Origin of the sequence: Microcystis sp. LEGE 08355, from assembly GCF_015207185.1 — a bacterium.
GTDB classification, from domain to species: domain Bacteria; phylum Cyanobacteriota; class Cyanobacteriia; order Cyanobacteriales; family Microcystaceae; genus Microcystis; species Microcystis panniformis.
The window spans coordinates 1-13,718 of record NZ_JADEXI010000059.1; the positions used below are offsets into that span (position 1 = coordinate 1).

The window sequence follows — 13,718 nt, forward strand, 5'->3', positions numbered from 1 at the left end:
TATATAAGAGACAGAAGTTATGTGTCTTAATACTGCTTTATATACCCTTAAAACGCTCTCATTCCCTCGAAAAAGAACCCAGTAACGTCGGTTAAATTGCCTTTTTTTTATAACTCATTCCCCCTTAATTGAATAAGTTGAGGGGGATTTTTATAGATTAATTTTCGGCTTCATTTTCTAAAATTTCCTGTAATTGTGAACGCAATGGAGTTAGATTATTTTCAATAGTCCGCCAAGCAATTGCCAATTCTACCCGAAAATATTCATGAAAAATGACATTTCGCATATCTCCCATTAAACGCCAAGGAATTTGAGAATAACGCAATTGTACCTCACTAGGAATATTTCTAGATGCCTCACCAATAATTCCTAAATTATAAAGAACTGCTTTAAGAGTCACTCGATTTGAGCTAAAATCTTCAAAGGTCATATTAGCCGTCCATTCCAAGATTTCATCAATGGATTCAATAATATCTTGAAGACGAAGTTGCCAATCTCTAAAAGGCATTAATCACATCCTTTAATACAGGTTGTCGTAAATGTTCTTTTAAAGAATCTTGAGTACCTAAATCAACAGAACATCCTAATATATCTTCTAAGTAAAGTCGTACCTCGATAAACTCAAATAACCCTACCGCTTTACTAAATTCTACCAATAAATCTACATCACTGTCAAAACGTGCTTCATCCCTTGCTACTGAACCAAATAGAGACAGAGATTTTACCCCTAGTTTTTCTAATTGTTCTCGGTGTTTTGCGAGAATTGTTAGTACCTCATCTCGTTTCATGGCTATTTCCTGAAATCTGATTCCTTCATTGTAACCTTAATGGTTGTCTCGTTGATATTGGCTCTCATGATGAAGTTTATTAAAATAGAAATTATTATTGAACTTAGAAATACTCTGCCAGTGCCAAATACCACCATTAATTAGGTTACTTAGGTTTTTCAAGTTGCTCTTTAACTAATTCTAAGGGAAGTTTTAATACTCTAGCAATTTGTTCGACGGTTAAGCCTTCTTTCATCAATTCTGTAGCGATTTCGAGTTTAGATTCTTCAGCAAGATTAGATTTTTGTAATTGATTTTCTGGTAGTTGATTACAGATATGACCTTTATTAATTTGGACACCGTTAACGACATTATTGTTAGCGACATTATAATAATACCTTCGCAGACTAGACCTAAGATTAGCTTTATTAATTTCTTCTCCTAAAATTTCCGATAAGGTTTTCCATAGCTTACCGGCTACATCCTTGACATATTTCTCGGAACGATGATGACTTTTAGCGATTTCTGTGTATTTTTGGTGATTAATCACCCCTTCTAAGATTTCAGACTGAACATCATCTAAATTTTCTCCTGTATAGGAGAAGATGAGATTATCAACAGTTGTAATTAAAGAGTGAATATCAAAATTGTTCATTTTTAAACACAGAATCAAGATTAATAAGCTTTTACCTGACATTATATGACATTATCAGGTGTACGGTCAATTTAATATTATTTTTAGATTCAAGTTGTTTTTCTTAATACTGCTTTATATAGCTTTATATTACTTTAAAAGCCTTGACAGTTAACTTTGATATTGTTTACTCTCGTAAAAGCTTCACACTTTTTGATTTTAGGGGGTTTAACAATGAAATGGATGATTAAATCAGTTTCTTTTGCGTTAATACCATCTTGTCTATACCTATGCTTATTTCCCTCAAAAGTTGGTGCTTTTGGTAAAGGACCCTGGTATCTAATTACTTTTTCATTAGAGTATGTAACAGAACCAGCACTAGATGGTAATGGAAATCCTATATATGATAATAAAGGAAATCCTGTCTATAAGACAAGAATTGCACTTGATCCTCCACCATCAGATCCTGTTACAAGATTTGGCACAGAGATTATCTACAATCCAAATGAAGTTCAAATATCTGAAGATTCTTTAAGTTATGGGTTTCTGTGTGAATTTACTAGCAACGGAGGTTGTCCTACTAATGATGGTATTTTATCAGCTACATTTGGCTCGCCTTTAGGAAATACTAATACAAGTTGGAGCTTCAATATCAATAACCAAGCAGGATTAGCAACCTTAAATGCTGACTTTTCTAATAATCCTGTCGATGTTGAAGGTCATACATACTTTTTTGGTTTTACAACTTTATGGAGTGACCCTAAATATTTTTCGCAAAGTACTGTTACTCTTCAAAATGAGTATTGTAAAACAATTTCTACTGAGACAACTGATCAAAATGGTTGCGGCGAACCTATCCCTGAACCCACCTCAACCCTAAGTCTCCTTTCCCTGGGAATACTTGGTGCAGGTGCAACCCTAAAACGGAAAGTAAAACGCTCTCATTCAACCGAAAAAGAACCCACTAACGTTGGTTAAATTGCCTTTTTATATAACTCATTCCCCCTTAATTGAATAAGTTGAGGGGGATTATTTGTTAGGTTTAGGCTTTGCACTATAATGGTTGATAATTAAAATGAGGTCTTAAAATGGAACAGCAAACCCTAAAAGGGACTTGGGAATGGCTGTGTCCTCAACTTGCCTACGCATTTGAAAAGTCCCCACTATAAATCTTAGGGAGACTTAGACAATTTAGCTGATGGAAAATAGCTGATGCACTTGCGCTAGGGTTTTCGTATCTTGAAAAAACCGTTTTTTGTCTAAGTTCTAAGGGAGTTATACTAGCGCACTTTGCCCCCTAAAAGCTATCATCTTGAAAGGGGGCATTTAAGAAGTATAGTGAGCGACTCTTTTCTAGGCACAGTTCATGCTGAATAACTTAACAGTTAAAAATTTGACGGTTTTTCCCGAAATCCAGCTGCAATTTTCCCAAAATCTGAATGTCATTGTCGGGGAAAACGGAACAGGCAAAACTCATCTTCTCAAGATTCTCTATTCGGCACTCGCTACCAGTGGGGAAGAAGGGCGAAAATCTCCGAACGGAACGCCAACAAAAACTTTATTGCAAACTCGTTTAGCCGATAAACTGATTCATGTATTTCGCCCCGATTATTTAGGAAGGCTCACCCGCAGAAAGCAAGGACGAGAACGATGTGACGTAAAATTACACTTTCAAGATAGTCGATTTAATTTTGCTTTCAGTTTCGCAACTAATAGTAAAACAGAAGTCTCCCTAGAGGAAGTTCCAGAGGCTTGGCTTGATGTATCTTCTGCCTATTTTCCTACTAGAGAGCTATTGACAATTTTTCCAAACTTTGTATCTCTATACGAAAGTCATTATCTTGAATTTGACGAAACTTGGCGAGATACTTGCTTACTTCTCGGCGCTCCTTTGCAACGTGGCAATAAGGAAAAACCCATTCAAAAGTTATTGGAACCGATCGAATCGGCGATGGGAGGTTCGCTAGAGTTAGATAAAAATGGGCGTTTTTATCTAAAAAATGAAAGTGGACGATTCGAGATGCCTCTCGTTGCCGAAGGAAATCGTAAATTAGCGATGTTAGCTCGTCTAATCGCCACTGGTGTGTTAATGGAAAAAGGTGTTTTATTTTGGGATGAACCGGAAGCGAATCTCAACCCTATTTTGCTCAGAGAAGTCGCTAAGAGCATCGTCAATCTTAGTCATGCGGGTATTCAAGTCTTTCTGGCAACCCATAGTTTATTTTTACTACGAGAACTGGAAATTTTAATGAGCGATCGAGATAACTTTCCCCTGAATACGCGTTTTTTCGGCCTACATTTCTCCGATGGTGCTGTAGTCGTTCAACAAGGAAATACAAGCGATGAAATCGGTGAAATCACAGCCCTTGATCAAGAGCTTGCTCAATCCGATCGCTTTTTAAGTATGGGAGAAGAAAGACGGTGAGGGTTGAAGTGGACGGCATAATCTTTGATTTTCCCGATTCGTGGCAAGTCAGTAAATACGATAATTGGGCTTTTTATCGTCACCATTTCTCTACAATGCTAGATGGAATTAAAGGAGTTGATTTGATTGCGATTTATCGACAAGATATCTGGTTAATTGAGGTGAAAGATTATCGCCAGTCACGTCGTACTAAAGCTCAAGATCTCGCCGAAGAAGTTACCGAAAAAGTTCTCTATACAATCGCTGCTAAGTAGGTAGGCGTTAAAAATTATCAGACACCCCCCTTATCAAGGGTAGGGTTGATTCATGAATCAACCCTACCTTATCAAGGAGGACAGGGGGGATCGAACCTAAAATCCATTTTTAATTTAATTATAACCAGCTACTTATGTTACCAGCGAAGATTAATGCCTCTGACAAATCCGAAGCAAATTTTGCCAGAAAAGTTCTTCAGGGAAAACAATTACAGGTTGTCCTCCATCTTGAACAACCGGAAACACATTCCCGACTTTTTCCCCGCGCCATTAACCCTGTAGATGTGCAGCAAAAACTGAGAAGATTAATTAAGCCGATCGCCCCTCATCCAAAGGTAGTAGAATCTACTCGGATGCAGAGTGTACCGTGGAGTGTAATTTAATTCTCATATTCTCAACTGGCAAATTAATATAACTCATTCCACCTTAATTTTAGATCAAATGAAATTAGTTGCTGACAAGAGTTTTAAAAGAGCATTTAAAGAATTTATCAAGAAAAATACTCAACTTAAATAAAAGTTATTGAGTATCTTAGATTGATTAGAAGCTGATCCCTTTCTTCCTTCTTTAAAGTCTCATAAGTTAACAGGAAGTTTAGAAGGATATTGGTCTTTTTCTGTTGCTTACGATTGTCGTATTATTTTTACGTTTCGTCAAGATACTGAATTGCTATAGATAAGGATAATTTTCTTTATTGCCTTTAATTCTCGTGTTCTAAACTGGTAAAAAATCAAAATCTATAATTTCGGCAAAGGTATAAGGACAAACTTGCGGAAACCTATCAACAGATAAACCAGTTTTTTTGATCACCGATCGCTTGGCTTTATCATAAATTATATCTAGCCTAGAAGCCCCATAATTGTAGAGGGTTTTTGACTGGAATAAAATTTCTAGTTCTAGACGGAAATTATCGATTTCATCGGCCCATCCCCGGCCACAATTACCTTTTTCAGTCAGCCAATACTGATACATCAATAAATGTTTAACGGTTTGAATTAGATAGCTTTCCACTTTGTTTCTTTGTTCTCTCCCCAAATCTTCTATCTCCGTTAAAAGATGTTCCCAATCTAAATTTTTAATCTCCCCGCGTCGAATTTGTTCGGTGGTTCGCTCAATCCACAAAACAAAGTCCTGATCATAAAGCTGTTTTAATTCTTCCCACTGCATAGATTTTTGAGATTGAGCCGTGTTTTTATGATCAATCATAAACAAAACCCCCCACCAAATGGCGGGGGGTTTTTTAGTTACCTAATTCAAGGTTTAGCCGAACTTGCCAGCAGTGGAAGCGATCAAGAAGGCGGCGTAGGTGAAGATATAGCCAACGGTGAAGTGAGCTAAACCAACCAAACGAGCCTGAACGATCGAGAGAGCCACGGGTTTGTCTTTCCAACGAACGAGGTTCGCCAGAGGAGTGCGTTCGTGGGCCCAAACGATAGTTTCGATCAACTCTTGCCAGTAACCACGCCAAGAGATCAGGAACATGAAACCGGTTGCCCAAACGAGGTGTCCAAAGAGGAACATCCAGGCCCAGACAGAAAGGTTATTAACACCGTAGGGGTTGTAACCGTTGATTAACTGAGCCGAGTTAGCCCAGAGGTAATCGCGGAACCAGCCCATCAGGTAGGTGGAGTTTTCGTTAAACTGAGCCACGTTACCCGACCAGACACCGAGGTGTTTCCAGTGCCAGTAGAAGGTTAACCAACCCAGGGTGTTCAACATCCAGAACATGGCTAGGTAGAAGGAATCCCAAGCAGAGATGTCGCAAGTACCGCCACGGCCCGGACCGTCGCAAGGGAAGGAATACCCGAAGTCTTTTTTATCGGGCATTAATTTGGAACCACGAGCGTCTAAAGCACCTTTAACCAGGATTAGAACGGTGGTGTGTAAACCAAGAGCGATCGCATGGTGAACGAGGAAGTCGCCAGGGCCGATGGTTAAGAAGAGGGAGTTAGTGCCGCTATTGATTGCGTCTAGCCAACCGGGCAACCAAACATCACCGTAGTTGGGATAGGCGGTGTAAGCGATACTATCGGGGTTAGACAACAGTACGTTCATGCCGTACAGGGTTTTACCCGAAGCTGCTTGCACGAATTGAGCGAACACAGGTTCGATCAAGATTTGTTTTTCGGGAGTACCGAAAGCGACGACCACATCGTTATGAACGTAGAGGCCGAGGGTGTGGAAACCTAAGAAAAGGGAAACCCAGCTTAGGTGAGAGATGATCGCTTCTTTATGCTCCAGCATCCGCGCCAGCACGTTATCTTTGTTCGCTTCGGGATCATAGTCACGCACGAAGAAGATAGCACCGTGAGCGAAAGCACCCACCGCTAGGAAACCAGCGATGTATTGGTGGTGAGTATAAAGAGCCGCTTGGGTGGTGTAGTCCTTAGCGATAAAGGCATAAGGGGGTAGCGCGTACATATGCTGCGCCACCAGAGAGGTGATCACGCCTAAAGAAGCGAGAGCCAAACCGAGTTGGAAGTGGAGAGAGTTGTTAACCGTGTCATAAAGATTTTTGTGACCGGCTCCTAACTTACCACTGGGGGGTCTGTGTGCATTAAGGATGTCCTTGATGCTGTGACCGATGCCCCAGTTGGTGCGGTACATATGACCAGCCACAATGAAGATCACAGCGATCGCCAAGTGGTGGTGAGCCATATCGGTTAACCAGAGGGACTCGGTTTGGGGATGGAAACCACCTAAGAAGGTGAGAATCGCAGTTCCCGCGCCTTGGGCAGTACCGAAAATGTGGTTAGCAGTATCGGGGTTTTCTGCGTACACACCCCAGTTACCGGTGAAGAAGGGTAGTAAACCCGCCGGGTGGGGGGGAGTGGAGAGGAAGTTGTCCCAACCAACGTGCTGACCGCGGGATTCGGGGATAGCAACGTGAACGAGGTGTCCGGTCCAAGCCAGAGAGCTAACACCGAACAGAGCGGCGAGGTGGTGGTTCAGGCGAGATTCAGCGTTTTTGAACCAAGCGAGGCTAGGACGGAACTTAGGTTGTAAGTGTAACCAGCCAGCAAAGAGGAAAATCGCCGAGAGAATCAGCAGGAACACCGCACCTTGGTATAGGTCTTGGTTGGAGGTCATACCGATGGTGTAGAACCAATGGTAAACCCCGGAATAGGCGATGTTAACCGGATTAGAAGCGCCAGCTTGGGTGAAGGCATCTACAGCGCCTTTACCGAACTGGGGATCCCAAATCGCGTGGGCGATGGGACGGATATTTAAGGGATCTTTGATCCACTGCTCGAAGTTGCCTTGCCAAGCGACGTGGAATATAGTGCCGGAAGTCCACAGGAAAATGATTGCAATGTGGCCGAAGTGCGACGCGAAAATCTTTTGGTAGAGATTCTCTTCCGTCATGCCATCATGACTTTCAAAATCGTGGGCTGTGGCGATCCCGTACCAAATCCGACGGGTGGTCGGATCTTGGGCTAGATCTTGGCTAAATTTAGGGAATTTAGTTGCCATAGCTGTTTAGGAAATTCTCCTCTCTAAATAACTGAGGCTCTTACACGAGTGCTGGTTATTTCCTTTTTTAAATTCACCTTCTGTAATAGGAAACGCTTACAGAGGTATCGGTCAATCGACGCTGGTTGAGCCTAGTCTTGCCAATCCCCGGGGGACTGGCAAGCCCTTATAGGCAAGTTTAGCCAATCGAGAGACTTCTGGCCAAGAAGAATGCCCAAGTGGTGACAATACCGCCTAAGAGGTAGTGAGCCACACCAACGGCACGACCTTGAATGATGCTCAGGGCGCGAGGTTGGATAGCGGGGGCAACTCTTAACTTGTTGTGCGCCCAGACGATCGACTCGATTAATTCTTGCCAGTAGCCGCGACCACTGAACAGGAACATCAAGCTAAACGCGAAGACGAAGTGACCGGCTAGGAACATGATTCCGTAGGCAGACAGAGCGGAGCCATAGGAGTTAATCACTTGAGCTGCTTGCGCCCAGAGGAAATCCCGTAACCAACCGTTGATGGTGATGGCACTTTGGGCGAAGTTACCGAGGGTAACGTGGGTGACAGTGCCATCGGGGGCGACGGTTCCCCAGACATCGGACTGCATTTTCCAGCTAAAGTGGAAGATTACGACCGAGAGGGAGTTGTACATCCAGAACAGGCCGAGGAAGACGTGATCCCAACCGGAAACTTGGCAGGTACCGCCGCGACCGGGACCATCGCAGGGGAAACGGAAACCGAGATTCGCTTTATCGGGAATCAGACGGGAACCGCGAGCGTAGAGAACCCCTTTGAGGAGAATCAACACGGTGACATGGATGGTGAAGGCGTGGATGTGATGCACGAGGAAATCGGCAGTACCGAGAGTGATCGGCATCATGGCCACTTTGCCACCCACTGCTACCACGTCGCCACCGAAAGCATAACTAGCAGTAGTGAGAGCGTTAGGAGCGGTGTTGCCGGGGGCTAGGGTGTGGAGACTTTGTACCCATTGGGCAAAGATGGGTTGTAGTTGAATTCCCGTATCCGAGAACATATCTTGGGGACGACCAAAAGCCCGCATGGTGTCGTTGTGAATGTATAAACCGAAGCTATGGAAGCCAAGGAAAATACATACCCAGTTCAGGTGGGAGATAATTGCGTCGCGATGACGTATCACCCGATCGAGCAGGTTATCCACGTTCTTGGCCGGATCGTAGTCCCGCACCATGAAGATCGCTCCGTGCGCTCCCGCACCGACGATTAAGAAGCCACCGATCCAAGTGTGGTGAGTGAACAAGGATAGTTGGGTGGCGTAGTCAGTCGCCTGATAGGGATAGGGCGGCATGGCGTACATATGGTGGGCCACGATGATGGTTAGCGAACCTAAGAGAGCCAGGTTAATCGCTAACTGAGCGTGCCAAGAGGTGGTCAGGATTTCGTACAGTCCTTTGTGACCTTGACCGGTGAAGGGCCCTTTGTGGTTTTCGAGGATTTCCTTCATGCTGTGACCGATACCCCAGTTGGTACGGTACATATGACCGGCAATGATGAATAATACAGCGATCGCCAAGTGATGGTGAGCGGTATCGGAAAGCCAGAGACCACCGGTCACGGGGTTCAAGCCACCTTTGAAGGTGAGGAAATCCGAGTAAGCACCCCAGTTAAGGGTAAAGAACGGGGTCAAACCCTGGGCGAAACTGGGATATAAATCCGCCATCTTGCTCGGTTCGAGGATGAACTCGTGGGGCAAGGGTATATCTTGGGGAGCGACTCCAGCATCGAGGAGTTTGTTCACCGGTAAAGAAACGTGAATCTGATGACCGGCCCAACCTAGGGAACCTAAGCCGAGTAAACCCGCCAAGTGGTGGTTCATCATCGATTCCACGTTTTGGAACCATTCCAGTTTCGGTGCGCTTTTGTGGTAATGGAACCAACCGGCAAACAGCATCAGGCCCGCCATCACTAAACCACCGATAGCGGTGCAGTATAGCTGATAGCTGTTGGTGAACCCGGAGGCGCGCCACAGGTAGAACAGACCAGAGGTGATCTGAATACCGTGGAAACCACCGCCCACATCGCCGTTGAGGATGCCTTGACCGACGATCGGCCAGACCACTTGGGCGCTGGGTTTGATGGCGAGCGGGTTGGTTAACCAAGCTTCATAGTTAGAAAATTTCGCGCCGTGGAAGTACATTCCACTCAGCCAAACGAAGACAACGGCGAGATGTCCGAAGTGGGCGCTGAAGATTTTCCGAGAAATATCTTCGAGATCGCTGGTTTGACTATCAAAATCGTGGACGTTGGCGTGTAGGTTCCAAATCCAGGTAGTGGTTTTGGGTCCTTTGGCTAAAGTGCGATCAAAATGCCCCGGTTGACCCCACTTCTCAAAGGAAGTAGGTACTGGGTCTTTATCTACAATCACTTTAGCTACCGCTTTGGGGGGGAGTGCCATGAGGATTCTCCTCTCTCGACAATAGACTTAGCGTTTTATTTGAGGATAGATTTTTTAACCTAAAAAAGGCAAGTTGAAATCTGACCCACCTTTTGTTAATGTCGCTTGACTTTCCTCTTGGGTGAGATTCCAGTCGAAAGCATCAATAGTAGATGATAAGTCTTTGTTCTCTTGTCTGTTCGTTATGCTTAACAATAATTAAAATTCTCTCAATCCTTGATAGGAGAGACATTTTCTGCTATGGACGGTCTTAGTCAGGGTCAAACCGGTGATTTTTCTTTACAAAAGTTTGTTAACTGTCCCCCCAGAAGCCGATTTCCCCTTTTTCTCCCCCACCAGACCATATAGAAAATTCAATAGATAGATTCTCAAAAAACAATCAAACAATTCTGTAAAATTGAGGCCATAACCTCATCTTCTCGCGCTTTTGCTGACACCGGATCATTCAATGACTCTAGCAAAAATCAATGGTTTGTATAGATTTTGGCCTTGGCTCTAGGAGGAACGTGCTATCCCTACTACATAAATTAATCCCAGTCAAAACCCTTCGTATATGTCTTGTGATCGGTTTACTGACCACTCTGTTAACCGCCTGTGGCGATCGCCTGACGGCTACCAATCTCCCCACTTCCGAAACCCCTCATCTTCCCGTCCTCCAAGGCCGCATTTCTGAGGTTGCCCCCCCGGCCCTAATTCAGGAACTGCGCCCTAGTTTAGATCGTTACGCTCCCCAAGTAACCATTCTCAGTCCTCTGGCCGAACAAGTTTTCGATGACCCTCAGGTGACAGTTAAACTACAAGTGTCAGAGCTGCCAATTTTCCAAGACGATACCCTGAAATTAGGACCCCACTTGAGCCTAATTGTCGATAATGAACCAGCAGCCGCTATTTACGACCTCAAACAGCCGATTATCCTAGAAAATCTTGCCCCCGGTACTCATACCCTCCGCGTCTTGGCCCTGCGGCCTTGGCAGGAAAGTTTTAAAAATGATGGGGCTTTCGCTGAAACAACCTTTCATATTCTGACAAAAACAGGCAAAAATGCCCCTGATCATAACTTACCCCTGTTAACCTACAGTAGTCCGCAAGGAATCTACGGTGCGGAACCGATCCTGCTCGATTTTTATCTGAGTAATGCTCCTCTACGTCTTTCCAATACTGCCAACGAAGATAATAATCTTCAAGATTGGCGCATTCGTGTTACTGTCAACGGTGAAAGTTTTCTGCTTGATACTTGGGAACCAATCTATCTCAAGGGTTTTGCCAAGGGCAATAACTGGGTACAATTAGAATTCATCGATGGTCAGGGAAATAAAATCGAAAACGAGTTTAATACCAGCGTGCGCGTGATTAGCTTTGATCCCTCTTACCAAGACGGCCTCAGTCAATTAGTCCGCGGCGATTTATCCCCTATAATTGCCCGTAGCATTGTTGATCCCAACTATCAAACTATTCCTAGTCTAGAGGAAGAAACCCCTGTTATTGAGGAAGAAACCCCTGTAGTTGAGGAAACCCCTATCGTTGAGGAAGAGGAAACCCCCACAGTTGAGGAAGAAGAAACCCCTATAGTTGAGGAAAACCCTGTTATTGAGCCAGAAACCCCTATAGTTGAGGAAAGCCCTGTTATTGAGCCAGAAAGCCCTGTTATTGAGCCAGAAAGCCCAATCTTGGAAGAAAAACCAGTAGAGACAGAAACAATCGAAAAGGTCGAGGAAACCCCTGAAGCGATCGAATCTCCCCTAACCACCATACCGGAGACAAAGGAGATTAACGAACCTGCCCCCGGTATTCAGCCTCCGCTAGAAGTGGAACCTATTCCCGAACCCCAGAACAATAGCGAGCAAAAAATCACCATTTTTGAGCGCATTCAACAAACTTTAAATCGCTTCCAGTTAGCCTCTCCCCCAGTAGAAAAAGATATCGAACTACCCACCCTCGATCCTGAATTATTCAGCAATATCAATCGGTCTTAGAGCCTAGCTTAATCCAGTTTTCAGGGGAAGTGGGGAGGTGGGGATTTTTCAGTGAGCAGTGAACAGTAAACAGTAATCAGTGAAAAGAAAGTTCCCAAGTTTGGTTCTATTGGAGTTAAGGTGATCAGCTTATCTTATCGAAAAAAGGGCATAAGCCTTATGTCCCTACCATTAATATCGTGCCAGCTGTAGGGGCGCAAGGTTTGCGCCCATTATGTAACATAGTGAACATTTTTCACCTGATGTCCAGAAGACACCGAAGTTTTCACCTAACACTGTCTACTCAACACTGCAATCTGATAACTGATAACTGATAACTGATAACTGAAATCCCCAACCGCTCGATCGAGAAATTATTAAACAAATATTTCGCAATATAGACAAAATTGGGAACTAGGTTATAATCTAGAACGTCTCCAGGTAATTTACCAATTTTTTGCTTGAGGTAATTGTGTTTAACAAAATTTCCCTTGTCGCTGGTTTTGCCGGTTTAGTTGCCCTAACTACCCTTGGCGCCGTACCCGCACAAGCAGGACCACAAAATAACGAAATCCTGATCAGTCAACTGCGCGGCCATAACACCTACAGAGGTGAGCCGCAACTCAACCCCGGCGACTATGTACTAGGTCGCGTTCGGGGAACCGTGGGTGGGATTCTGTCCATCCAATTGATCAGACCTGTGACAGTGGATGGCAAAGAAATTTTCAGTGGCGACTTTGCCGACGGAACCACCGCTCGTATTGTTGGGGATGCCACGGGTGGCGACGATGTACTATTGCAAGTGGTAGATGGCAAGTTAATTTATGTGGGTAAAGCTCGTCCCTATTGGGTTTCCCGCTTGAAACTAAAATCGGAAACCGCTACCAGCAGCAATCGCTCACAACTTTTAAGAGAAGTTAACCAAAAAGAACCCGCTTGGGGACTTCCCGCTTTACCGCCGGAAACCAGAACCTTTACTGAAGTTGCTCCTCAACCCGCTCCCGATCCTAGTGTATCTCCTATCCGCGGACTTTGGTAGTGGGAAGAAATCAGGAGAAAATTTAATACAAATGTACCAAGTAAACCCCTCTTTTTTCTATGGAAGGGGGGGTTTTTATTTAGTCAAAAATTGAGAAATAATTGTATTTCAGCCCAAATTATCGTCAAAACGTCGGTAAGGGCATGATCGCTATCTAATTCGATTAATTTCACCCAAGGGCGATTCATGCAATAATGGCGACTATTTTCTGGGGGAATCACCTCATCGTTACTGCCATGAATAATCAGGGTGGGGAGCTGCCTGATTAACTTTTCTTGGGGATAATTAGCTAAATCCTCGATAAATTCGTAATAAATTGACAGAGAACGACGATAACCGTAGTGATAAACCGATAAACTCCCAGATTTTTGCCAATTGGCTAGGGTTTCTGCTCCCAATTGTCCTAACCAAATCGGCCCGAAATTAAAAGCCGGAGCTAATAAAACGAGCCTTTGCACCTGAGAATAAGTTTCTGCCAGCCAAGCTGCCGTTAAACCGCCAAAACTGGAACCAATTAGAGTAACGGGAAACTGAGATTGTTCAATCAATTGGCCGACTTGAACAATCTGACGAGTGAGAGTTAAGCTAGAAAAGTCATCACCGTTAAGATCGGGAATTTCCATTGCTAAACCCCTCTTTTGCCAACAATGTCTCAAAAATTGCGCTTTTGTTGATTGGGGGCCAGAAGCAAAACCGTGTAGATAAATATATCTGTTTTCAAGGACTGCCATTCTAGAACCAATTAGGG

The 13,718-nt window shown here is 44.0% G+C and carries 13 protein-coding genes and 1 pseudogene; 7 read left to right on the top strand and 7 right to left on the bottom strand.

What is annotated here, in order from left to right; translation table 11 throughout:
• Positions 1-157: 157 nt before the first annotated feature.
• The 3 genes from IQ242_RS04955 to IQ242_RS04965 all read right to left on the bottom strand — a co-directional run bounded on the left by IQ242_RS04955 (position 158) and on the right by IQ242_RS04965 (position 1,422).
• Positions 158-508: a DUF86 domain-containing protein gene (locus IQ242_RS04955; RefSeq protein ID WP_004162509.1), complete on the bottom strand. Its 351-nt coding sequence runs from the start codon at positions 506-508 to the stop codon at positions 158-160.
• Complete coding sequence (locus tag IQ242_RS04960) at positions 498-788, bottom strand: nucleotidyltransferase family protein (protein WP_002757283.1); 291 nt, start codon at positions 786-788, stop codon at positions 498-500. Before IQ242_RS04960 ends, IQ242_RS04955 begins: the two co-directional genes overlap by 11 nt.
• A gap of 145 nt (positions 789-933) precedes the next feature.
• Positions 934-1,422: an ATPase gene (locus IQ242_RS04965; RefSeq protein ID WP_193959230.1), complete on the bottom strand. Its 489-nt coding sequence runs from the start codon at positions 1,420-1,422 to the stop codon at positions 934-936.
• 213 nt (positions 1,423-1,635) lie between these two features.
• Here IQ242_RS04965 and IQ242_RS25825 point away from each other — a divergent pair, with 213 nt between their 5' ends.
• The 5 genes and pseudogenes from IQ242_RS25825 to IQ242_RS25830 all read left to right on the top strand — a co-directional run bounded on the left by IQ242_RS25825 (position 1,636) and on the right by IQ242_RS25830 (position 4,755).
• Positions 1,636-2,379 carry a PEP-CTERM sorting domain-containing protein gene (locus tag IQ242_RS25825; RefSeq protein WP_228020827.1) on the top strand — a complete coding sequence of 248 codons (744 nt, stop codon included), beginning with the start codon at positions 1,636-1,638 and terminating at the stop codon, positions 2,377-2,379.
• A gap of 388 nt (positions 2,380-2,767) precedes the next feature.
• Positions 2,768-3,826 carry an ATP/GTP-binding protein gene (locus tag IQ242_RS04975; protein WP_193959231.1) on the top strand — a complete coding sequence of 353 codons (1,059 nt, stop codon included), beginning with the start codon at positions 2,768-2,770 and terminating at the stop codon, positions 3,824-3,826.
• Positions 3,823-4,080: a hypothetical protein gene (locus tag IQ242_RS04980; RefSeq protein WP_193959232.1), complete on the top strand. Its 258-nt coding sequence runs from the start codon at positions 3,823-3,825 to the stop codon at positions 4,078-4,080. The genes IQ242_RS04975 and IQ242_RS04980 overlap by 4 nt, the downstream gene beginning before the upstream one ends.
• Positions 4,081-4,214: 134 nt before the next feature.
• Entirely contained in the window at positions 4,215-4,463 is a 249-nt protein-coding gene (locus IQ242_RS04985) for a hypothetical protein (protein WP_045362883.1), read from the top strand.
• 58 nt (positions 4,464-4,521) lie between these two features.
• Positions 4,522-4,755: pseudogene (locus IQ242_RS25830) on the top strand (type II toxin-antitoxin system YafQ family toxin).
• Between the two features lie 39 nt (positions 4,756-4,794).
• On the opposite strand, the gene IQ242_RS04990 reads toward IQ242_RS25830, so the two are convergent.
• The 3 genes from IQ242_RS04990 to psaA all read right to left on the bottom strand — a co-directional run bounded on the left by IQ242_RS04990 (position 4,795) and on the right by psaA (position 9,979).
• Complete coding sequence (locus IQ242_RS04990) at positions 4,795-5,286, bottom strand: DUF29 domain-containing protein (RefSeq protein ID WP_004162514.1); 492 nt, start codon at positions 5,284-5,286, stop codon at positions 4,795-4,797.
• 54 nt (positions 5,287-5,340) lie between these two features.
• Positions 5,341-7,554 carry a photosystem I core protein PsaB gene (gene psaB / locus IQ242_RS04995; RefSeq protein WP_002757218.1) on the bottom strand — a complete coding sequence of 738 codons (2,214 nt, stop codon included), beginning with the start codon at positions 7,552-7,554 and terminating at the stop codon, positions 5,341-5,343.
• Positions 7,555-7,732: 178 nt separating this feature from the next.
• Positions 7,733-9,979: a photosystem I core protein PsaA gene (gene psaA, locus IQ242_RS05000; protein WP_045362886.1), complete on the bottom strand. Its 2,247-nt coding sequence runs from the start codon at positions 9,977-9,979 to the stop codon at positions 7,733-7,735.
• 467 nt (positions 9,980-10,446) lie between these two features.
• On the opposite strand from psaA, the gene IQ242_RS05005 reads away from it, so the two are divergent.
• Entirely contained in the window at positions 10,447-11,952 is a 1,506-nt protein-coding gene (locus tag IQ242_RS05005) for a hypothetical protein (RefSeq protein ID WP_193959233.1), read from the top strand.
• A gap of 451 nt (positions 11,953-12,403) precedes the next feature.
• Entirely contained in the window at positions 12,404-12,970 is a 567-nt protein-coding gene (locus tag IQ242_RS05010; protein WP_193959234.1) for a hypothetical protein, read from the top strand.
• A gap of 83 nt (positions 12,971-13,053) precedes the next feature.
• On the opposite strand, the gene IQ242_RS05015 is transcribed toward IQ242_RS05010, so the two are convergent.
• Entirely contained in the window at positions 13,054-13,701 is a 648-nt protein-coding gene (locus tag IQ242_RS05015; RefSeq protein ID WP_193959235.1) for a YqiA/YcfP family alpha/beta fold hydrolase, read from the bottom strand.
• Positions 13,702-13,718: the final 17 nt, after the last annotated feature.